The organism is Microbacterium sp. bgisy189, from assembly GCF_057707225.1.
The window spans coordinates 156,647-179,237 of record NZ_JBYIPT010000003.1 but is presented as its reverse complement, the minus strand read 5'-3'; the positions used below and the strand labels follow the sequence as shown (position 1 = coordinate 179,237).

Here is a 22,591-nt window from a genome sequence, read left to right as displayed (position 1 = left end):
TTCGGGTGCGTTCTCCGGAATGTTCACGTCAACACGGTACTCGCAGACCGTGTTATCGTCAACACGTACGGATTCTCAGGAGTTCGGAGCCGCGCCGACCGACGCGGTGGACGCTCAGGGAGGTGCGGGATGCAGAAGCGCGTGTCGATGGCGGACGTCGCCGCCGCCGCCGGGGTGTCGGGCCAGACCGTCAGCCGCGTCGTCAACGAATCGCCCCGCGTCGACCCCGAGACCCGGCGTCGCGTCGAGCAGGCCATGACCGACCTCGGCTACCGGCCGCACCGCGCTGCCCGGGCCCTGCGCACCGGCCGCACCCAGGCCATCGGCCTCGTCGTGTCGACGCTGGCATCCGTCGGCAATTCGCGCATGCTGCAGGCGATCGCCGATGCCGCCGCGACCCGCGGCTACACCCTGACCGTCGTCACGTCCGCGGCCGGGGACGACATCGCCGACGCGTTCGAACGGCTGCATGACCAGGGCGTCGACGGCGCGATCGTGCTGAACGAGGCCACCGCCCGTGCCCGCGGTGCGTCGGTGCCGGCGGGGCTCGCGGTCGTCGTCGTCGATTCGCCTGCCGACTCGCGGTTCTCGGTCGTGCAGACCGACCACGCCGGCGGGGCCCGTGCCGCCACGGCGCACCTGCTCGAACTCGGACACCCGACCGTGCACCACCTCGCCGGTCCGGCCGGATCGTTCGCCGCCGATGAGCGCGCGCGCGGCTGGCGCGAGGCGCTGCACGCGGCCGGTGCCCCCGAACCCGAGGTGCTTCGGGGCGAGTGGACCGCGGCATCCGGTTACGCCGCCGCAGCGGGCCTCGACCCGGCCGCGACCGCCCTGTTCTCGGCCAACGACCAGATGGCGCTCGGTGCGCTGCGGGCCCTCGCCGACGCCGGCCGCGACGTGCCGGGTGCGGTCAGTGTCGTCGGGTTCGACGACGTCGCGGATGCCGCCGACTACCGCCCGCCGCTGACCACCGTCCGCCAGGACTTCGACGCACTCGGCGCCGCTGCCGTCACCGCCCTCGTCGCCGCCATCGACGGCGAGGGGAGCAGCGTCGAGACGTTGCCGGCGACCCTCGTCGTGCGCGCGAGCACCGCCCGGCGCTGAGCGTCGCCGTTCACGGAGCCCGGCGGTTCGTCGTGCCCGCCATGCACGGTGCACCGCCGTTCGCGGAGCGTCGCCGTTCGCGGAGCGTCGCCGTTCGATATTCAGTCTTTGCGGCCACGTCGGCGCTGCCGCCCCGCGGAATCTCGCGGCGCGTGACGGGTGGCACGGGCTACGGGACTGAATGTTGAACCGGCTCCGCGCGAACCGTGGCCGCAAATGGCCGAAGGCGGCGAGCCCGAGTACTGAACGGGGACGGGCCGTCAGAGGGCGGCGCGGCGGGCCTCCCAGCCGGTGCGGACCATCTCGTCGACGGTGTAGCGGTTCTGCCAGTCGAGGTCGCGGGCGGCGAGTTCGCCGGTGGCGACGATGCGGTCGGGGTCGCCGGGACGGCGCGGCCCGATCTCGGGGGTGAAGTCGATGCCGGTGACCCGGGCCATGGCGTCCATGATCTGCTTCACCGACAGGCCGTTCTGCGACCCGAGGTTGTACGCGGCCTCGACGGGCTCGCCGCCGGCGAGGCGCTGGGCGGCCACGACGTGGGCGGCCGCGATGTCGCCGACGTGCACGTAGTCGCGCACATTGGTGCCGTCGGGGGTGTCGTAGTCGTCGCCGTTGATGCGCGGCGTCTCGCCCGCGATGAGCTTTTCGAACACGATCGGAAAGAGGTTGTGCGGGCTCGTGTCGTAGACGGCCTTGTCGGACGAGCCGACGACATTGAAGTACCGCAGCGACGTGTGCCGCAGGGGCGCGTCGGATGCCGAGGTCGCGACGGCCTGGTCGCGGATGAGCCATTCGCCGATGAGCTTCGACTCGCCGTACGGGGAGGCGGGGCGCTTGGGCAGGTCTTCGGTCACGAGCGGGACGTCGGGCGTGCCGTAGACGGCCGCGCTGGAGGAGAACACGAGGTTCGTGACACCGGCATCCGCCATCGACTGCAGCACGATACGCGTGGCGTCGACGTTCTGCTCGTAGGTGTGGAGGGGGCGCTGCACCGAGACGCCGGCGTACTTGAACCCGGCGACGTGGATGACGCCGGTCACGCCGTGGTCGCGAAGCGTCGAGGTGACCAGGTCGCGGTCGAGGATCGTCCCCTGCACGAACGGCACGCCCTCCGGCACGAACGCCGCGTGGCCGCTGGAGAGGTCGTCGATGACGACGGGGCTCATGCCCGCATCTCGCAGTGCGCGGACGATGTGTGCGCCGATGTATCCGGCGCCTCCCGTGACGAGCCAGCTCATGTCGTTCCTTCGTTCGCGATCGCGCGGTGTGTTGACGTAAACATGCTATCAGTTCGATGCGAACCGGCGGCAACACACTCCCACCTCCCACCACTCAACAGGGGAACCGCGCCGAGGCGCAAACGGCGCTCGTCATCTTCGCGACCGCGTCGAGCCACGTCAGCGTTCCGACGACCGGTACACGACCGACGGCCAGTACACGACAGAAGCCCGCCGGAAGCAGGAGCTTCCGACGGGCTTCGTCTCGGGAATCGTCAGCGCACGGTGACCGTGACCGGCTTCGAGCTGGTCTCGCCCGCGGCGTTGGCGAACACGGCGACGTACTCGTACGTGCCTGCCGCGCGGCCGGTGACCGCGGTCTTGGCCTGCTGCGCGCTCGGTGAGGCGGCGACGAGCTGCTGCTCGTCGATCAGCGTGCTGTTCTCGTAGAGGCGGTACGAGGTGGCGTTCGTGCCCCACCACAGGTTCGACGTCAGGGTGTAGGCCCCGTCCCGGTCCCAATTGTCGTGCGAGAGCACGGGGGTGGCCGGTGCGGCATCCTTCACCTTCACCGTCACGGAGGTCGTCTTGGTGACGCCCACTGCGTTGATGAGCTCGCCCGTGTAGACGTACGTGCCGTTGGAGCGGCCCGCGACGTCGACGGTCTTGACCTGCGCGTTGGGTGAGTTCGCATCGAGCAGCTGCGTCGAGATCAGCTCACCGTTCTCGTACAGGCGGAACACCGAACCGTTGACACCCCACCAGAGGTTCATCGACACCGTGAACGAGCCGTCGGGCAGACCGTCGTGGCCGCTGTCGGTCGACAGGGTGCCGCGGGCGGGTGCCTTCGTCGCCCCCTCGTCCTCGAACACCGTCAGCTGTGCGGAGGCCTGGGCCACGACACCGTCGTGGTTGACCGCCGTCACCGAGACGGTGTGGATGCCGGCGACGAGATCGATCTGCTGACCGGGCGCCACCGCCTCACCGTCGAACGCGATGTCGAGGTTTCGCACACCCGACTCCGGGTCTTCCGCCGTCACCGCGACCGTGTAGGTCGCCGAGTCGGGCAGGAGGGTGCCGTCTGCCGGGAGTCCCGAGATGACCGGGGCGGTCGTGTCGCCCTCGCCCGCTGCGCCGGTGACGGCGATGGACGGCAGCGGGGCTGCATCCATGCCTTCGCCGATGAAGAACGACGGGTGCGGAGGCTGGTTGTATCCGGTGTTCTGCCAGGCCACCGCGACGCGGTACTGCATGTCGTGCATGAGCGTCGGGATGCGGTACTCGGTGACGTCGGTCGTCGAGTAGATGCGCAGCTCGGACGAGTCCGCCGAGCGCCACGCGATCTCTTCACGCCAGTCGCCGAACAGGTCGGCCTGCAGGTTGGGTGTGCCCTTCGTGCCGTTGTTCGACCGGGCGCCCTCGTCGGCCAAGATGACCTCTTCGGTCTGGGTCTCCCAGTTCCACTTCGACACCGTCGGCGATCCCCAGTACTCCTCCTGGTTGAAGGAGTGGTCGACGATTTCGCGCAGCGGGTCGCCGTCGAACCAGGCGAGGAAGTTCGCCGCCGGGATGACGTCGCCGATGCGCTCACCGGACGCCGACATGAGGGAGCCCTCGCGGGAGTTCCAGGCGGCGTCGCCACCAACGGCCCAGCCCTCGGCGCCCTCGTAGCGCGGGTCGATGTCGCCTGCGGCGGCACGACCCGTGTCGACGGTCGCGGGGATCTCCCACAGGATCTCGCCGGTGCGGGCGTCGCGGAACGTGGCGCCGCGGTTGCCCGAAGCCGACATGTTCTCGTGGGCCGAGAAGATCTCCAGACCGGGGCGCGACGGGTCGAGGTCCGACACGTGCTGCGCGTCGCCGTGGCCGAGGCCCGTGGCGTAGAGCAGCTCGCCGTCGTCGTCGATCGTCGCCGATCCGAAGATCACCTCGTCCTTGCTGTCGCCGTCGACGTCGGCCACCGACATCGAGTGGTAGCCCTCGCCGTACAGGCCGGCGGCATCCGCTTCGTTCGAGTCGATCACCCAACGGCTGCTCAGCTCGGAACCGTCGAAGTCGTATGCGGCGACGACAGCGCGCGTGTAGTAGCCGCGGCTGAAGATCGCGCTCGGGTGCTCACCGTCGAGGTAGGCGACCGACGCGAGGAACCGGTCGACACGGTTGCCGTAGGTGTCACCCCACGCGCCCACATCGCCGCGCGGCGGGATGTAGTCGACCGTGTCGATCGCGGCACCCGACTGCCCGTCGAAGACCGTCAGGAACTCCGGTCCCTGCAGCACGTAGCCCGAGCTGTTGCGGTGGTCGGCGCTGGCGTTGCCGATGGGCTGCCCGACACCGTCGATCGTGCCGTCGGCGGTGCGGGTGATGAGCTCTGCCCGCCCGTCACCGTCGAAGTCGTAGACCATCAGGTCGCTGTAGTGGGCGCCGGCACGGATGTTGACACCCAGGTCGATGCGCCACAGCTTCGTGCCGTCGAGGCGGTAGGCGTCGACGTAGACGTTGCCCGTGTAGCCGGCCTGCGAGTTGTCCTTCGCGTTCGACGGGTACCACTTGACGATCAGTTCGTACTGCCCGTCACCGTCGACATCGCCCACGGAGGTGTCGTTGGCCGAGTACGAATACGGCTGGCCGTCCTTCGTGTAGGCGTCGGCCGGCTTGTCGAGCGGCACCGACAGGTAGGCGGCGGTCCGCACCCCGAACGGGTCGGTCTCGGTCGTCTCGACGTCTCCCAGCACCTTCGTGACGAAGTACTCGCTGTTCTCGGTGCCGTCGGCGTCGAGCAGGTTCGTCGAGTCGGTGATCGGCTCGTCGGTGATGCGCTCGCCGTCACGGTAGACATGGAAGGCCACGGATGCCGGGTCGGTGCCGAGCAGTCGCCAGGTCACCAGCACACCGTCGTCGGTCTGCACGGCAGACGGGGCGCGATCGAGGTACTCGGCCTGCCGCTGCAGCACCGTGACCGCCTCGGTCGCGAGCTGGTCGGATGCCGGGCCCGTGCCGCCGGCGTTGACGGCGACGACCGAGTAGAAATACGGGATCGTCGTCAGCACGCCGGTGTCGGTGTAGCGGCCCGTCGGCGCGATGCCCACCAGCTCGCCCTGCTCACCTGCCACCTCGGAGCGGAACACCAAGAAGTACTCCGCGCCCAGGGGGCTTGCCCACGAGATCTCGACCTCGCGCGCCTCGATGCGTTCGACCGTCAGGTCTTGCGCCGCGGTGGGCTCGTCGACGTCGGGGTCGACGAGCGACACCTCGACCGTCTCGGACGGCACCGACTCGAGGTCGGTCTGATCGACTGCGGTCACGTGGTAGCTGTAGTCGAGCCCGACGCGCGCGCCGGTGTCGACGTAGGCCGGCTCATCGGTCGTGCCGACCAGCTGCGGTGCCGCGTCGAATGGTGACTGGCGGTACACGTTCCAGGTGAGACCCGACTCGGCATCCCACGCCAACGAGACGGCGGGAGCGGAGGGATCGGCATCCACCGACGTCACCTCGAGTCCGGTCGGGCCGAGGAGGATCGGCGTGACCTCGAGACCGTTGAAGCGGCTGCCTGCGGCATTGCCGTAGGCCTCGACGTTCAACTGCCCGTCGGTGACGAGGAACGGACCGCGCAGGGTCGCGTTGACGCTGCCGCGCCCCGCGTTGCCCGAACCGGCAGCCAGCCCCTCGATGCGGAAGCTGGTCGAGCTGGTGCCGATCCAGTCGCCCGAGTACGTCTTCACCGAGTAGGTGCCGTTGGGCACGTCGAGCGAGAACGTCGACGACGAACCAGGCAGCATGAAGTCGCGCACCAGGTCGTTCGCGGCGCCGTCGGCAGCGCCGCGGTCGCGGCCGGCGTTCGCCGCCAGCGGCACCTCGAACCCGAAGCCGCGCTCGGCGGTGTAGCCCATGTCGGGGGTCACCTCGGTGTACCCGGCCATGAGCGGGTTGCCCGACAGCTGGAAGTCGAACTTGTACAACGCCTGCTTCGTCGTGAAGGTGACGACGCTGCTCGGCTCGGACTCGCCGCGACCGTTGACGGCCGTGACCTGGTAGCGGTACCCGGTGCCCTCGAGCAGTCCCTGCACGATCGAGCTGGTCTGGGTGACCATGCCCACGAGTGTCCACTCCGGCTCGGGGTCGGCGACCGCCTGCCGGTAGATCTTGTAGATGTCGGCCGTCGGCGACGCATCCCACTGCAGTGTCGCGCCACCGTTGCTGATGGCACCCGCCACCAGGTTCTGCGGGGCGACCGGCACCTCGGCGGGCGGCTCGATGTCGGCCACCTCGGCGGCCAGCGGGTCGTCGAGCTCTGCGACGTCCTGCGCGATCAGGCGGGCCATCTGAATGGCGCCGTACTCCTGGAAGTGCGTGTCGTCGACGGTGCCGGCGGGGCGGTTCGGGAACACACCCGGATCGACGTGCAAGAACACGGCCTTGGCCGCCTCCGGCCCGATCTCGTTCAGGTAGGCGCGGCTGGATGCCGACAGGTCGACCAGCAGCACGTCCTCTTCCACGGCGAGCTCGGTCATCTTCGCGACGTACTCGGGGAAGCTCACGTTGAACTGACCCGTCTCGGCGTTGAAGCTGCGGCGGCTCACCGGGGTCACGAGAATCGGGGTCGCGCCGCGCTGACGCGTGCCCTCGACGTAGGTGCGCAGATACTCCTTGTAGTCCTCGGGGCTCGCATACCGGTCATCCACGCCCTGTGTGGCGTCGTTGTGGCCGAACTGGATGAGGTGGTAATCGCCGGGGCGGATCGCGCGCAGGATCTCATCGAGACGCCCCTGCGTGATGAAGTTCTTCGACGAGCGGCCGCCGATCGCGTGGTTGGCGAAGGCGATGTCGTCGGCGAAGAACCGGTCGATCATCTGGCCCCAGCCGGCCTGCGGCGCGTAGGCGATCGGGTCGTAGGTCTGCACCGTCGAGTCGCCCGAGATGTAGGCGGTCGTGATCGCGCCGGCGACGCGGTCGGGCAGACGGGTGATCGTCAGGGCGTTGAGGGCCGCGGCATCCCCACCGACCTGCAGCGTCAGCACCCCGTCGACGAGGGCGATCGGGAACGCCATATCGAGGTATGCGCCGGCGGCCTGCGGGTTGGCGAGCACCTTCGCGATCCCCTCCGCTGTCACGGTCGTCGTGGTGGCGTTCTCGGCGTCGCCCGAGACCAGCTGCACGGCGTAGTCGCCCGCGCCGAGATCGATCTCGAACGTGCCGCCTGCTGCCGCGACGAAGTCGCCGCGCAGGGCGTCGCCGCCGCGGTCGACGTCGGCATCGGTGGCGGTCGGTGCGGTCGAGAATCCGTAGCCCCACGCGTCGTCGAGCGCCGTGGCGCTCGTGACCGGGAGCGCGCCGTCGGCGACGGCACCGGGGCCGAAGTCGAAGGTGACGACATCGCCGTCCGGCAGGGGAGCGGGGGCGACGTAGGCCGCCGCATCCACGGTGGCCGGGTCGGAGGTGCCCGCCTGGTTGCGCGCGGTGACGCGGTAGGTCCACGCGGTCGAGGTGTCGACGGAATCGACGTGGCCGGGAGCGTCGACGACGGCGATCTCGGCGAAGTCGGTGCCGCCTGCGGTCGCGCGCTCGACGAGGTAGTCGGCGGCGTTGGGTACCGCCGACCAGCCGAGGGTCACGTTCGCGGCGCTGACGGTCGCCGCGAGGTCGGCGGGGGATGCCGGGGCGGCGAGCTCGGGGATCTCGCCGCTCGTGACCTCGGCCGACGGGTCGGAGTCGCGGTCGTACGAGCTGACGCCGACGACCCGGTACGCGTAGGAGCCGCCCACCTCGACGGCGCTGTCGCTGTAGGCGGGGTTGGTGAGACCCTCGGCCACGGTCGCGAACGTGCCGGTGGCGCCATCGGTCACGTCGGCGCGCTCGACGCGGTAGGTCGCGGCGCCGTCGGCGGCATCCCACGCGAGGTCCACGGCATCCCACGCGACGCGGGTGACGGCGAGGTTCTCGGGAGCGGTCGGGACGACGGGGGTGACGACGAGGCCGTTGACGTAGGCGCCGAGGCCGCTGCCGGTGAACCCGACGGTGAGCTGCCCGTCGCTGACGGTCGTGCGGAACGTCTCGGTTGTGGTGGCGCCGCGCGCCGTCGTCAGGCGGGTCTGCGCCTCGCCTTCGAGCGTCATCGTGGCGTTCGTGCTCGAGGTGCCCACGAGCGCGTCGCCGATGCTGAGGGTGACGTCGTACTCGCCCTCGGGCACATCGTCGAGCTGGAAGCCCCAGTTCGTGCCGGCGACGAAGTCTTCGGCGAGCGGGTCGGCCGGCGTGCGGTTGCCGGTGCGGTCGCGGTCGAACAGCGACGCGCCGTCGGGAAGGGTGATGCCCCACCCTTCGGTCTCGTCGTACAGCGAGGTGGTGAGCACCTGCTGGTGGTCATCGGCGACGGGGCTCGTCGCCGTGCCGAAGTCGAAGCGCCAGATGCCGTCGGCATCCGGTGCGAGCGCTGCCGACGCGGGGGCGGCGATCAGCAGCGCGCCGACGACGGCGCAGCTGGCGCCGGTCGCGACGATGGTGCGCGCGCGGCGTGGGGAGGGTTGGGTGGGCACGGTTTCTCCTCGGACATCACTGGCGAAGGGCGCGCGAGACCCCTGCAGCAGTGCAGAGGTGTCGTGCGTGTGTGCCGGACGTACGGACTCGCCGCGGCCGAACGGATGGGTGGTCTCCGGTGCAGATGCGGCTGTGGGGACAGCCACATCGGTTCCTACGCCGGAAAGCGCATTCCGTTCGTGTGCCGTCGATCCTGACACGGCTCCGCACCATTGCGCAAGAGGAGATTTGCACGTTTCAGTTTTTGCTTGTGCTCGGCGCGCGCAGCCGATACGGTGGCCCGGAAAAACGTTTTCGGATCCGTCGGCGCCACGTCGCGTCGACGGCGTCGAGAGCGCCCACAGACCCTCGCCGTCGGCGCGTCATACGGACCGCGCCGGCGGCGAGCTCCATGTCCGGGTGGTTCGGGGTTGGGTGCTCGTCGTCGGGGTCGCGGCATCCGGTGTTCGGTCGCGAGCGCTCCGCAGGAGTTTTCGTGACGGATGTGGCGGCCGACCCGTCTTCAGTCACACCCGTCACAGGATCTCCTGCAGACGGTACGGGCGTGCCGGGGTCAGCGCGCGGCGATGATGGCGTTGTCGAGTTCGTCGGCGTCGATGCCGTCGCGCATCGCGCGGGCCGTCAGCAGCACCCAGGCGATGCCGGCGGTCGGGTGCACCCAGAACTCCGTGCCCGCCCAGCCGCCGTGCCCGTACACGTCACGGTCGATGAGGCCGGGGGCGCGGGTGCGCAGGTTCCAGGTGAAGCCCCAGTCCTGGCCGCGCTCGGCCGGGTACGGTTCGAGCCGGGGGATGCCGCCGGTCAACGGACGCAGCATCATCTCCAGCGTCGCGGGCTGGACGATGCCGCCGGTCTTGCCGCCCCCGATCTGCAGCAGTTCCGTACCGAGGCGCAGCAGATCGTCGGCGCGACCGGCGAGCCCGGCGCCGGGGTTGCGCGCCGCGGCGAAGCGTTCCATGTCGACGCCGGCTGCAGCCGCGTCGACGACCGGATGCGCCGACGCGAGATCGAGGTGCAGCCCGTCGGCGCCGAGCTCGTTCGCGATGCCTGCGACCGCGGCATCCCATGTCTGCCCCGTCGCGTGCTCGATGAGCGCACCGATGCCCTCGAACGCGAGCGTCGAATACCTCGACGCGGTGCCGGCGGCGAAGTCGCGCCCGCGGGCGACCAGTTCCTGCGAGAGCGGCACGGTCGGGTCGAGGGGCGGTTCGCTGATGCCGCTCGTGTGGCTCGCGAGATGCCGCAGCCGCACGATGTCGTCGCGCCCTGCCCCGAAGCCCGGCACCGCGTCGGTCAACGGCGTCATCGGGGTGAGCAGGCCGCGCTCGATCGCGCGGGCGGCCGCGAGGCCGACGATCGGCTTCGTGATCGAGAACAGCGGGTACCGGTCGTCGGTGCGCGTCGGCCCGAACGCCTCGAGCAGCGCCGTACCCTCGCTCGTCGCGATGCCGAGCACCGCGTGCGGCAAGCGCCCATCATCGACACGGCGGCGGACCCAACTGACGGCAGCGTCGAAACTCATGCGCCCATCCTTGCGTGCGCTGCCGAGATTGCGCGAACTGAGCCCTTTTGGCGCATTTGGCGACAGTTCGCGCAATCTCGGCAGGCTCGGGTCAGGGCACGCGCAGGGTGCCGTTGCGACGGTGGGGGAGGGATGCCAGGGACTCGTCGCGCAGTGGCGCGGGGAGGAGGTGCGCGGGGGCGTCCTGGAAGGTCACGGGGCGCAGGAACCGGCGGATGGCGGAGGCGCCGACCGACGTGTGCAGCGACGTCGTCGCGGGCCAGGGGCCGCCGTGCTGCTGCGACCAGGTCACCGCGACGCCCGTCGGCCATCCGGCGAACAGCACACGGCCTGCACGCGCCTGCAGCAGTTCGAGCGTCTCGTCGACGGCGTCGCCCTCCTCGGCGTGCAGCGTCGCGGTGAGCGACCCAGGCACGGCAGCCAGTGCAGCGTGCAGGTCGGCGTCGGAGCCGTAGCGCACGAGCAGCGTCACCGGGCCGAACACCTCTTCCAGCAGCACCTCAGGACGGGCGGCAACAGCCTCGGCATCCGTCGTCAGCACGACCGGGCGCGCCCCGTCGTGGGTCTCAGCGCCGTGCGCCGCGACCTGCACCGACGGGTCGCCGAGCAGCGTCTCGATGCCGCCCGGGAACGCGTCGGTGATGCGGTCGGTCAACAGCGGACCGCCGGATGCCGCGGCCACTCGCGTCGCGACGGCATCCTCGAATCCGGCGCCGTCAGGCACGAACACGACACCCGGCTTCGTGCAGAACTGGCCCACGCCGAGGGTGAACGAGCCGACCAGCCCGTCGGCCAGCGCGTCGCCTCGCGCAACGACCGCCGCCGGGGTGATGACCACAGGGTTCACGCTGCCGAGCTCGCCGTAGAACGGGATCGGGTCGGGGCGGCCGCTCGCCAGGTCGAAGAGGGCACGGCCGCCCGAGAGCGACCCGGTGAAGCCCGCTGCCTGCACGACGGGATGCTGCACGAGCGCGTTGCCGGCCTCGCGGCCCTCGACGAGGGCGAGCGATCCGGCAGGCGCCCCAGCATCCGTCAACGCGGCGATCGCGACCTCGGCGGTGCGGCGCGAGAGCTCGGGGTGCCCCGAGTGCGCCTTGACGATCACGGGGTTGCCGGCCGCGAGAGCCGAGGCGGTGTCGCCGCCGCACACCGAGAACGCGAACGGAAAGTTGGATGCCGAGAACACCGCGACCGGGCCGACCCCCACGAGCAGGCGACGCAGCTCGGGGCGCGGCGGCGTGGCGGCCGGGTCGGCGTCATCGACGGTGAGTTCGAGGTACGAGCCCTCTTCGACGACGCTCGCGAACAGGCGCAGCTGCCCCGTCGTGCGGCCGACCTCCCCGGTGAGGCGCGTCGCGCCGAGGCGGGTCTCCCGGTCGGCGATCTCGACGAGTTCGCCGCGGTTCGCATCGAGCGCGTCGGCGATGGCCCGCAGCCACCCCGCACGGGTGGGTGCGTCGCTGGTGCGCCACACGTGCGCCGCGGCGGCGGCATCCGCCACGATGCGGTCGAGCTCAGCGGTCGTCGTGGTCATCTCGGGGTCCTTTCACCGACGCATGGTCGAGTTCGTGGCAGTTGATGTCGCCGCACGGTCCGGCACGCGACAACAAGTGCCACGAACCCGGGGCGGACGAGGGAAGGATGCGAGCATCACGCGAACCTCAGGCCGAGGCCAACGTGCGGGGTCTCGGTCAGGATGCCGTCGGCGATGCGCACCGGGCTCGTATCGCGCAGGGCGCCGAGCGCGCCGAATCCGGCGTCTTCGACGTCTTCGGCGAGCGGTTCGGCGACGTCGCCGGGCAGCACCATCGCGAGTTGCCCCGAGAGCTCGGGCAGCAGGTGCGGATGCAGGGCGGCGCCGTGGGCGACCGCGAGGTCGGCGATCTCGCGCAGCGGGCTGATGCCCCCGACGCGCACGATGTTCGGCTGCACGATCTGCGCCGCGCCCGCCCGCAAGAAGTCGCCGAAGCGGTGCACCGTGTGCACGTTCTCGCCGAGCGCGATCGGCACGCCCGACCCGCTCGCGAGGCGGCGGGCGAGTTCGGTGTGCCCGGCGAGGTCATCGGCGCGCAGCGGCTCTTCGATCCAAGCGAGATCGGATGCCGCGAGCGCCTCGATCGAGGCCGTCGCGCGGTCGAGGCTCCACCGCTGGTTCGCGTCGATCATGAGCGCGCGATCGGGGCCGAGCGTCGCGCGCACCGCCGCCATGCGGTCGACGTCTTCGGTGAGGTCGGGTTTGCCGACCTTGACCTTGACGGCGTCGAAGCCGGCATCCACCCACCGCTGCACCTGCGCGACGAGTTCGTCGATGGAGTAGTGCAGGTTGACGCCGCTGCCGTAGGCGCGCACCGACTCGCGGCGCCTGCCGAGCAGGTCGGAGACGGCCGCCCCGACGGCGCGCGCTTCGGCATCCCACAGGGCGAGGTCGAGCCCCGCGAGCGCGATCGTCGTCACGCCGCCGCCGCCCGCTTCGTGCAGGTGCGCCCACGCGGCCGGCCACAGTGCGGCGGGATCGGCTGCGCGTCCGACCGCGAACGCCGTGATGTCGTTCGCGAGCAGCGCGTGCACCGCCTCAAGCCCGATCTGCGGGGTCCACGAGAACCCCCAGCCCTCGGCTCCGTCGCTGCGCACGACGTGGGTCGCGACGACGCCGATGCTCGTGACGTCGGCCGCCCACGGCCGGGTCAACGGCACCCGCAGTGCGCGGGTGTCGAAGGCGGCGATCGTGGGGGTCGTCACAGCAGGGCGCGTCCAGCGTCGAGGATCGCGGCGAGCCGTTCGGTCTGCTCGGGCGTCGGGTCGACGAGCGGTGCGCGCACAGGGCCGACCGGCAGCCCGCCGAGACGGACGCCCGCCTTCACGAGCGAGACGCCGAAACCGGGGGTCTCGTCGCGCAGGGCCACGAGCGGCGTGTAGAACCGGTCGAGCAGCAGCATGCGGCGTACGTCGTCACCGTCGACGTACGCGCGGTAGAACGCGTTCGCGACCTCGGGCACCATCGCGAAGGCTGCCGACGAATACAGCGGGATGCCGATGCCGCGGTAGGCGCCCTGCGTGAGCTCGGCGGTGAGCAGTCCGTTGAAGAACGCGAAGTCGTCGCGGCCGGTCTCGGCGACGGCCCGCACGATCAGCTGTGCTGTGGCGAGGTCGCCGACACCGTCCTTGACGCCGACGACACGCGGGTTCTCGGCCAGGCGCCGCACCGTCGCGGGCGTGAACTGGGCCGTCGCGCGGTGGTAGACGACGACGGGCAGGTCGGATGCCGCGGCGATCTGCTCGACGTACGCCACCAGTCCGTCCTGCGTGCCGCCGACGAGGTACGGCGGCAGGACGAGGAGCGCGTCGGCCCCGGCATCCGCTGCCGCACGGGCGGCTTCGAGGGCGTGGCCGAGCGGGCCGCCGGTGCCGGCGACGACGGGCACGCGCCCGCCGACGGTCTCGACGGCGGCGCGCACGACGGTCGCGGCCTCGCTCGCCGACAGGGCGTGGAACTCGCCCGTGCCGCACGCGGGGAACACGCCGCCCGGATGGTGCGCGAGGGTGTCGCCGATGTGCGTGCGCAACAGGTCGACGTCGACCCGGCCCTGCGCATCGAAGGGGGTGACGGGGAAGAAGAGGATGCCGTCGAAGTTCATACCGGCGCGTCCGTTCTGTCGGGGGTGGTGGCTGCCGTCGTGGCAGGGTCGATGAGGCTGTCACGCCAGTGGTGCTGCGGCGCCCAGTCGATCATCCGCTTCGCCTTCGCGTTCGAGAACGCGGGCGCGGTGCCGACGAGATCGGCCGCGGCGGCCGCCGTGCCCGGGTGGAAGCGGGGCAGCAGGTCTGCGAGCGGTTCGCGGGCGAGCGCGTCGTCGGCGCCGACGAAGAACGTCTCGCCGTTGGGGATCTCGCCGAGCGCGGCGATGAGCCGGTCGACGAAGCGTGCGACATCGCGAGCGTCGACGTAGTTGAACAGTGCGGGCGCCGACAGCGACGGGTCGTCGAGCCGTTCGTGCACCGTGTGGCCCTGCTGGGTCGGAGCGCCCGCCCACTCCTCGGGGGCGATCACGTAGCAAGGGCGGAACGCCGCGAAGCGGGTGTCGTCGCCGTGCTGGCGGTGCAGCATCCCGATCGTCTGCTCGATGAGCAGTTTCGACAGCGCGTACGCGTTCCAGGGCAGGGCGGGGCTGTCTTCGTCGAGCGGCAGGCGCTCGGGGGTCCACCCGGTCGGGCAGCCGTAGCCGAGCACCGTGGGACTCGATGCGGCGACGATCTTCGGGATGCCGGCGGCGACCGCACCGCCGAGCACACCGACGGCGAGGTTCGCGTTGGTGCGCATGATGACCGGCTCGGGGGCGCTGAAGGGCACCGCGATCGCCGCGAGGTGCACGAGCGCGTCGGCGCGCGAGGCTTCGAGCGCCCGGCGTGCGGCGGTCGCGTCGGTGAGGTCGACGGCGACCTGCTCGATGCCGATCAGCTCGGCGGCATCCGAGACGGCACGGTCGATCGAGACGAGGTCATGGCCGGCCGCGGCGAGCCCCGCGACGAGGCTCCGCCCCAGGCGCCCGGCGCCACCGGTGACGACGATACGGCTCATGCTCGCTCCGCGGCGGGTTCGTTCGCGCCCAGCTGCTGCTCGTCGCCCGGTTCGGCGACACTTCGGCGCGAACGAACCGCGCCGGCGAGCAGACGGATGCCGAGGTCGTCGACGCGCACCGGCAGGCCGGTCTCGAGTGAGCGGTTGCCCGCGATGCCGACGGCGATCGACTGCACACCGTCCGACCAGTCGGCGGGGCGGGCGAGCGGGTCGTCGCCGGGGCCCACGAACACGTCCGACAGCAGCAGTGCGTCGCCGCCGCCGTGACCGCCCGCGAGGTTCTCGATCGGCACCTCGACCGCTTCTTCCCAGTGGCGCTGCACGATGAGCCGCTCGCCCTGGGGGCGCAGGGTGCCGGCAGCTGCGGCATCCGTTGCCGACGGGTCGAGCACAGGGTGCAGGCCTTCGTCGACGAGCACGGCGCCGCGTTCGATCACCTCGAGTTCGGCGCGGCCCTCGGTGCCGTTGACGGCGACGCGGTACCCCTCCCAGGGGGCGTGCGCGTTGAGCGAGTACGACAGCGTCGCGCCCGACGCGTAGTCGACGACGAGTGCGAGGTTGTCTTCGATCGTGATGCCGGGGCCGAACACGTCCTGGTCGCGCACATAGCCGTCGTGCGATTCGGCCGCGAGGTAGAGGGCTTCAAGTCGGGGGTCGTCGCGCAGGTCGAGCTCGAACGGATCGTGCGGCCCGTCGTGCGTGCCGCGCTCGGGGCGCTCGCCGAGGCCGCGGGCGGCGGCGTTCTCGGCGCCGTAGAACCGTAGGCCGCCCGAGGCGTAGACGCGCGTCGGGGTCGATCGCAGCCACCAGTTGACGAGGTCGAAGTGGTGGCTCGACTTGTGCACGAGCAGCCCACCCGAGTTCGCCTTCTCACGGTGCCACCGGCGAAAGTAGTCGGCGCCGTGCTTGGTGTCGAGCATCCACGAGAAGTCGATGCTCGTGACCCGGCCGATGCGGCCGTCCTGGATGATCTGCCGCAGCGCCGAGTTGCGGGGGGAGTAGCGGTAGTTGAACGTCAGCACGACCTTGCGGCCGGTGCGCTCGACGACATCCTCGATCGCGGCGGCGCTCGGCGCGTCGATCGTGAGCGGCTTTTCGACCACGACATCGACGCCGGCTTCGAGCGCGCGGACGATGAGCGGTGCGTGCTGGTCGTCGCGGGCGCAGATGACGACCCGGTCGATGTGCTCGGTGGCGATCATCGCCTCGAGGTCGTCGGGGTGCCAGACGCTGGGCGCTGCGACCCCGGCATCCGTCATGAGCTTCACCGTGCGGTCGGCGCGCACGGGGTTCGGCTCGCAGACCGCGACCAGGCTCGCCCGGTCGGCGTATGTGCCGACGATCGCGTCGACGTACATCTGGGATCGGTGGCCCGCGCCGATCAGTGCGTACCGGGTGGTGTTCATGCGTCCTCGCATCGTGGTTGATCCGTCGCAGCGTGTCACTCGGATCGGTAAACGCTTTCAGGAAACGTTTTCTCAGCGTAACATGCGGCGCGCGTCGCTGCACCTGCGGGTATGGATGTCGAACCTGCGCGTATGGATGTCGCACCTGCGGGCACCGGATTCGGAGAATGGCACCAGATTCGGATGCCAGGGCCAATCGCACCCGAATCTGCGACCAATCTCCGAATCTGCGACGTGCGCGGACCGCGACGACAGCGACCCCGGGCACTACCGGGGCGCGGGCCCCGTGCTGGCACGCACGACGATCTCGGGGGCGAGCTCGACGGCGGGTTCGGCGGTCTCGCCCGCGAGCAGCGCGTGCATCGCCTCCCACGCCTGCACGCCCAGCTCGACGGCGGGCACGGCCGCGGTCGTGAGTGTCGGCTTGGCGTGCCGCGCGAAGGGGATGTCGTCGAGACCCGTCACCGACAGTTCGGCCGGTACCGAGACGCCGCGGTCGGCGATCGCTGACAGCAGGCCGATCGCGACCAGGTCGTTGTAGGCCAGCACCGCAGTCGCACCCGATTCGAGGACGGTGGATGCCGCTTCGCCACCGGCATCCACATCGACGCCGCAGGGCACCACGTCGACGCGCAGCTCTGCGTCGTCGGCGAGCGCCTGCTCGATCGCGGCGAGCCGTGCGGCGTTCGACGAGCTGCCCGGCACGCCCGCGAGGTACGCGAGGTGCCGGTGGCCGAGCCCCCGGAGGTGCTCGATGAGCGCCGCGGTCGCGCCCCGGTAGTCGGCTGCGACGACCGGGACGCCGGTCTGCTGCTCGCGGTTGACGACCACGGTCGGCGAGACGGTGGGCAGGAGTGCAGCGAGGTCATCGCCCGGCATGCGCGGCGCGCACAGGATGACGCCGTCGGTGCGGCGGCGCGTCGTGTCGACGAGCAGGCGCTCCTCGTCGACCTGCTCGGCGGAGTCGGCGATGAGCACGTGATAGCCGTCGATGGCAGCGGCGCGGCTGATGCCGCGAAGGATCGCCTGGAACGTCGGGTTGCCGAGATCGGGCACGACGACCGCGACGGTGTGCGTGCGGCCGAGCACGAGACTGCGGGCGAGGGGGCTGGCCGTGTAACCGAGTTCGGCGGCGCTCGCGCGCACCCGATCGGCGAGGGCTGCGTCGACGGTCGGGTTGTCGTTCATGACGCGCGAGACGGTCGACAGCGACACCGAGGCGTGGCGCGCCACGTCGGTGATCGTCACCCGCGTCTTGCCCATGGCATCCCTTTCCGCCCCCTCATGGTAGATCGCCGCCCCGCCCGCCGCGGCTGTCGAGATTGCGCGAATTGCGCCGAAACGGCGGGAATCGCGACAGTTCGCGCAATCTCGGCGGCTCGGCGGCGATCAGGCGATGAGGCCCGACCCGCGGGCCGGGCGATCGCCGTCGCGGCGTTCGATCGCGCGCAGCGAGCGGGCCACGAACGCGGCGATGCGGCGCGCGCCGACGTCGCGGAAGTGGGTGTCGTCGACCAGGCCATCGGGCCACGCGGCGGTCTCGCCGGGCGCGTAGTGCGACATTAGGGATGCCGATCCCTCGTCGCCGAGGTCTTCGTACAGCCACGTCGTGAAGACGTTGAGATCGATCAGCGGCACGTCGAGTTCGTGTGCGAGGTCGCGGACGGCGTTCGGATAGTCACCGTGTGTCGGTGTGATGCGACCGCCCTTCATCCACCGTCGCTCGCACGACGTGCACAGCACGGCGACGGCGCCCCGGCCGTGCACCTCGTCGACGAACCGGTGGAGGTGCTCGGTGTAGCCGCCGCGCGAGGCGAGATCGGCGTGCTTCTGGTCGTTGTGGCCGAACTGGATGACGACGGTGTCGCCGGGCCCGACCTCGCCGATGAGCTGCTGCCAGGAGCCCGCGGCGACGAACGACGCGGTCGTCGCGCCGCCGAAGGCGAGGTTGCGGGTCGGCACGCCCGAGGCGGCTTCGAGGAAGTGCCCCCACCCCGACATCGGCTCTTCGCCCGGCTTCATCGGGGCGACGGTGGAGTCTCCGGCGAGGTGATAGGTCATAGCATGGAACCATGCCACAGAAAACGCTTACCGGGACGATCCGCGTCGTCGAGGGCCCCCGCCCCGCCCGGTCGGTGATCCGCCTGCTGCTGCGCCGTCCAGGCCGACTCACCGTCGCGATCCTCGCGTTCGCGATGAAGGAGATTCCGCTGTGGTTCCTGCCGGTCGTCACGGCCCAGATCATCGACATCGTCGCGACCGGCGGCGAGGTCTCGACGGTGCTCATCTGGTTCGCCGTCGCGGTCGTGCTGCTGCTGCAGAACTACCCGAACCACATCCTCTACACACGCAACTTCATGACGGTCGTGCGCGACACCGGCGCCGACCTGCGCAACGCCCTCGCCGCCCGCCTGCAGAGCCTCTCGATCGGCTACCACACGCGAGTGAGCTCGTCGATCGTGCAGACCAAGGTCGTGCGCGATGTCGAGAACATCGAGCTCATGCTGCAGCAGGTGACCCACCCCCTGCTGTCGTCGACGATGGTCCTCATCGGTGCGATCAGCATGACCGCCGTCATGGTGCCCGAGTTCCTGCCCGTCTACGCCCTCGCCGTGCCGATCGCGCTCGGCCTGCGCTGGGCGCTCAGCCGTCGGTCGCGGCAACGCAACGAGACGTTCCGCCGCGAGGTCGAAGGCTTCGCTGCGCGCGTCGGCGAGATGGCCTCGCTCATTCCCGTCACCCGGGCGCACGGCCTGGAGCAGACCGCCGTCTCGCGCGTCGCGACCGGCGCCGACGGCGTGCGCCGCGCCGGCCTCAGCCTCGACATGCTCAACGGGCACGTCGCCTCGATCTCGTGGGTCGCGATGCAGATCCTCGGCGTCGGCTGCCTCGTGCTCGCCGCGATCTTCTCGCTCACCGGCATCCTGCCGATCACTCCGGGTGAGGTCGTGCTGCTGTCGACGTACTTCGCGCTGTTGACGTCGGGCCTGACGGCGCTGCTCATGCTGATTCCGGTGGGCGCGCGCGGCCTCGAGTCGATGCGGTCGATCTCGGAGGTGCTGCAAGAGCCGGACCTCGAGCAGAACGAGGGCAAGCGCGAGACGGATGCCGTGGCCGGCACCCTCTCGCTCGAACACGTCTCGCACCGCTACGACGGCGCCGAGACCGATGCCGTCCGCGACATCTCACTCGAAATCGCGCCCGGCGAGACGGTCGCGTTCGTCGGCTCGTCGGGGTCGGGCAAGTCGACCCTGCTCAATCTCGTGCTCGGGTTCGTACGGCCCACCGACGGCCGCATCCTGCTCGATGACGTCGACATGCAGGCCCTCGACCTGCGCACCGTGCGACGGTTCGTGTCGGTCGTGCCGCAGGAGTCGGTGCTGTTCGAGGGCACCATCCGCGAGAACACGGCGTACGGCTTGGATGACGCGACCGACGCGCGCATCGAGCAGGCGCTGCGCGACGCGAATGCGTGGGAGTTCGTGCAGTCGCAGCCCGCCGGGTGGGACACCGTCGTCGGCGAGCGCGGCGCGAGGCTCTCGGGCGGGCAGCGGCAGCGGCTCGCGATCGCCCGCGCGCTCGTGCGCGACCCCCGCATCCTGCTCCTCGACGAAGCCACGAGCGCTCTCGACCCCGAGTCGGAGGAGCTCGTGAAGGATGCCCTCAACCGCCTCATGCAGGGCCGGACGACCCTGGTCGTCGCGCACCGGCTGTCGACCATCCGTCAGGCCGATCGCATCGTCGTGCTCGAGAAGGGTCGCATCGTCGAGATCGGCTCACACGCCGACCTGCTCGCCGCCGGCGGCCGCTACGCCGAGCTGCACCGCACGCAGGCCGGTGCTTGACCTCTCCTTGGGTGCACCCCCCAACTGCTCGCCTGTCACGATCCGGCGTCGAGCGGCCGAGATCGTGACAGGCGAGCAGTCTGCGTGCGCCGTGGACGCGTTGTGCGCACCCGCTCGGCTGTCACGATCACGGGGCGGGACAGCGAGATTGTGACCGGCGAGCGGTGGGCGGTGCGCAGGGGCGCGCGTGTGAACGCGGCGGCTCAGGCGGATGCGGGGCCGGTGGAACCGCGCCAGATGACGCGGTGCAGCGGGGCGTGAAGGAGCCAGACGCGGGATAGCGCTTTCCTGGGTGGGCGCGTAGGCTGGGTGAGACGTTCCATCTCGATGGGGAGAGACATGAGATTCGAAGACGACGGCCACGGCCGGCTGCACCTGCGCGACGGCGACCGTGTGCTCGCCGAGTACGTCTACGCGCCCACCGAGCCGCAGCTCGAATCACCCCGCCCCTACGCGCTGCTCCACACCCGCGGCGGCGCCGAGGTCACCGCCTACCGCCCCGACGACCACGTCTGGCACAAAGGCCTCTCGCTCGCACTGCCCGTCGTCGGCACCCACAACTTTTGGGGCGGGCCGACCTACGTGCACGGTGAGGGATACGTGCAGCAGCCCAACAACGGGGCACAGGTGCACCGCGGATTCGCGGCATCCGACACGCCGATCGGGGATGCCGCGGGCGGCATCGCACGCATCGACGAGGCCCTCGACTGGATCGCCGAAGACGGCGAGCTTGTACTCACCGAACACCGCACGCTGACCGCACGCGAGCTCGACGCCGACACGTGGGCGCTCACCTGGCGCAGCGCCCTGCGCAACGAGACCGACGCAGTGCTCGGCTTCGGCTCGCCCACCTCGAAGGGGCGCGAGAACGCCGGCTACGCGGGCATCTTCTGGCGCGGACCGGTCGCGTTCACCGGCGGCGAGATCCTCGCCGAAGGCGGCGTCGCAGGAGATGCGGCGCGCGGCGAGCCCGGCCCCTGGCTCGCATTCGTCGCCCCCGACCGGTCGGCCGGCGTGCTCGTGCTCGACGCCGGCACCGACCCCAGCCCCTGGTTCGCGCGCAGCGAGGAGTACGCCGGGCTGAACCCCGCACCGTTCTTCTACGACGAGACCCCGCTCGCCCCCGGCGCGACACTCGTGCTCGCGGCGGCGCTCATCGTCGGCACGGCAGAGGTCGCCGCCCTCGCTGCCAGCTCCGGCGCGAACCTGGTCGCAGAGCTCCGCGACCACCCCGAGACCCCCACCACCGAGGACCCCCGATGACCACCACCCTGCGCTGCGCGATCGTCGGAACCGGCGCCGTCGCACACTTCCACGCCCGCGCGGTCGAGGCCCACCCGCACGCCGAACTGGTCGCCGTCACCAACCAGACCCGCAGCAAGGCCGACGACTTCGCGGCGCAGTGGGGCGGCCCGGCCGTCTTCGACACGCTCGACGAACTGCTGGATGCCGAGCACCCCGACGTCGTGCTCATCTGCACCCCGCCCGGGGTTCACCGCGAGCAGACCCTCGCGAGCTTCGCGGCCGGCGCGCACGTCGTCGTCGAAAAGCCCCCGGCACCGTCGCTCGACGAACTCGACGACATGCGCGCCGCCGCCGCTGCCGCCGATCGCGAACTCGCGGTCGTGTTCCAGCAGCGCACCGGCACCGCGGCCGCGCACGCGAAGCAACTCCTGGCGTCGGGCGCGCTCGGGCACCCGCTCATCGCCGTGTGTCAGACACTCTGGTATCGCGACACCGACTACTTCGCGGTGCCGTGGCGCGGCAAGTGGGAGACCGAAGGGGGCGGTACGACGCTCGGCCACGGCATCCACCAGCTCGACCTGCTCGCGTTCCTGCTCGGCGACTGGACCAGCGTGCAGGGGCGCCTGTGGCGCCTGGACCGTGAGACGCAGACCGAAGACGCCTCGACCGCGACGGTGACGTTCGCGGGTGGTGTCGTCGCGCAGGTCGTGACCAGCGCGGTGTCGCCGCGGCAGACCAGCGCCATTCGCATCGACACCCAGAAGGCGACCATCACGGTCGAGCACCTGTACGGGCACGGCCACGAGAACTGGTCGATCACCCCGGCGCCGGGGTTCGAGGACGAGGCCGCCGCGTGGGCGCTGCCCGACGCCGAGGAGCGCAGCGACCACGCGCCGTTGCTGCGCGACGTGTTCGACGCCCTGCTGAGCGGCTCGCCGCTGCCGCCCACCGCCGACGCCCCCGCCCGCTCGTTCGAGATCGTCGCGGCGATCTACGCCTCGGCCGCAGCCGACGGCGCACTGATCACCCCGGCATCCCTCGCCGAGCACCCGACGCACCGCGCCGGCTTCGCGAGCCCCGTGGCCGACCTCCGCGACCGCGACTGACCCCGGCATCCCGTGCGTAACTCCTCAGTTTTG

The 22,591-nt window shown here is 71.0% G+C and carries 14 protein-coding genes; 4 read left to right on the top strand and 10 right to left on the bottom strand.

Annotation, left to right across the window (positions count from 1 at the left end; genetic code table 11):
• The first annotated feature begins 147 nt into the window (after positions 1-147).
• Positions 148-1,107: a LacI family DNA-binding transcriptional regulator gene (locus AC3ENX_RS06130; protein WP_434811142.1), complete on the top strand. Its 960-nt coding sequence runs from the start codon at positions 148-150 to the stop codon at positions 1,105-1,107.
• Positions 1,108-1,367: 260 nt separating this feature from the next.
• Here AC3ENX_RS06130 and galE read toward each other — a convergent pair whose 3' ends face one another.
• The 10 genes from galE to AC3ENX_RS06080 all read right to left on the bottom strand — a co-directional run bounded on the left by galE (position 1,368) and on the right by AC3ENX_RS06080 (position 18,423).
• Positions 1,368-2,345, bottom strand: a complete 978-nt coding sequence (galE, locus tag AC3ENX_RS06125) for a UDP-glucose 4-epimerase GalE (protein ID WP_434810970.1) — start codon at positions 2,343-2,345, stop codon at positions 1,368-1,370.
• Between the two features lie 254 nt (positions 2,346-2,599).
• Entirely contained in the window at positions 2,600-8,857 is a 6,258-nt protein-coding gene (locus AC3ENX_RS06120; RefSeq protein WP_434810969.1) for a rhamnogalacturonan lyase family protein, read from the bottom strand.
• Positions 8,858-9,411: 554 nt separating this feature from the next.
• The gene (locus tag AC3ENX_RS06115; protein ID WP_434810968.1) at positions 9,412-10,380 is read right to left on the bottom strand and encodes a serine hydrolase domain-containing protein; all 969 of its coding nucleotides are present in this window, start codon (positions 10,378-10,380) and stop codon (positions 9,412-9,414) included.
• Positions 10,381-10,471: 91 nt separating this feature from the next.
• Complete coding sequence (locus AC3ENX_RS06110; RefSeq protein WP_434810967.1) at positions 10,472-11,914, bottom strand: aldehyde dehydrogenase (NADP(+)); 1,443 nt, start codon at positions 11,912-11,914, stop codon at positions 10,472-10,474.
• Positions 11,915-12,030: 116 nt separating this feature from the next.
• Positions 12,031-13,119, bottom strand: coding sequence for a mandelate racemase/muconate lactonizing enzyme family protein (locus tag AC3ENX_RS06105; protein ID WP_434810966.1), 1,089 nt, complete (start codon positions 13,117-13,119; stop codon positions 12,031-12,033).
• A complete protein-coding gene (locus tag AC3ENX_RS06100) occupies positions 13,116-14,015 on the bottom strand; it encodes a 5-dehydro-4-deoxyglucarate dehydratase (RefSeq protein ID WP_434810965.1) in 900 nt (299 codons plus the stop codon). Before AC3ENX_RS06100 ends, AC3ENX_RS06105 begins: the two co-directional genes overlap by 4 nt.
• Entirely contained in the window at positions 14,012-14,956 is a 945-nt protein-coding gene (locus AC3ENX_RS06095; RefSeq protein WP_434810964.1) for an NAD-dependent epimerase/dehydratase family protein, read from the bottom strand. The genes AC3ENX_RS06100 and AC3ENX_RS06095 overlap by 4 nt, the downstream gene beginning before the upstream one ends.
• Positions 14,953-16,362, bottom strand: a complete 1,410-nt coding sequence (locus tag AC3ENX_RS06090) for a Gfo/Idh/MocA family protein (protein ID WP_434810963.1) — start codon at positions 16,360-16,362, stop codon at positions 14,953-14,955. The genes AC3ENX_RS06095 and AC3ENX_RS06090 overlap by 4 nt, the downstream gene beginning before the upstream one ends.
• 267 nt (positions 16,363-16,629) lie before the next feature.
• Complete coding sequence (locus tag AC3ENX_RS06085) at positions 16,630-17,625, bottom strand: LacI family DNA-binding transcriptional regulator (RefSeq protein ID WP_434810962.1); 996 nt, start codon at positions 17,623-17,625, stop codon at positions 16,630-16,632.
• Positions 17,626-17,751: 126 nt separating this feature from the next.
• Positions 17,752-18,423 (bottom strand): rhamnogalacturonan acetylesterase, encoded by a 672-nt coding sequence (locus AC3ENX_RS06080; RefSeq protein ID WP_434810961.1) that lies wholly within the window; start codon positions 18,421-18,423, stop codon positions 17,752-17,754.
• Between the two features lie 11 nt (positions 18,424-18,434).
• Here AC3ENX_RS06080 and AC3ENX_RS06075 point away from each other — a divergent pair, with 11 nt between their 5' ends.
• From AC3ENX_RS06075 to AC3ENX_RS06065, 3 genes are all read left to right on the top strand, one after another.
• A complete protein-coding gene (locus AC3ENX_RS06075) occupies positions 18,435-20,207 on the top strand; it encodes an ABC transporter ATP-binding protein (RefSeq protein ID WP_434810960.1) in 1,773 nt (590 codons plus the stop codon).
• Positions 20,208-20,546: 339 nt separating this feature from the next.
• A complete protein-coding gene (locus AC3ENX_RS06070; RefSeq protein WP_434810959.1) occupies positions 20,547-21,470 on the top strand; it encodes a DUF6807 domain-containing protein in 924 nt (307 codons plus the stop codon).
• Positions 21,467-22,558, top strand: coding sequence for a Gfo/Idh/MocA family protein (locus tag AC3ENX_RS06065; protein ID WP_434810958.1), 1,092 nt, complete (start codon positions 21,467-21,469; stop codon positions 22,556-22,558). The genes AC3ENX_RS06070 and AC3ENX_RS06065 overlap by 4 nt, the downstream gene beginning before the upstream one ends.
• The last annotated feature ends 33 nt before the right edge of the window (positions 22,559-22,591 follow it).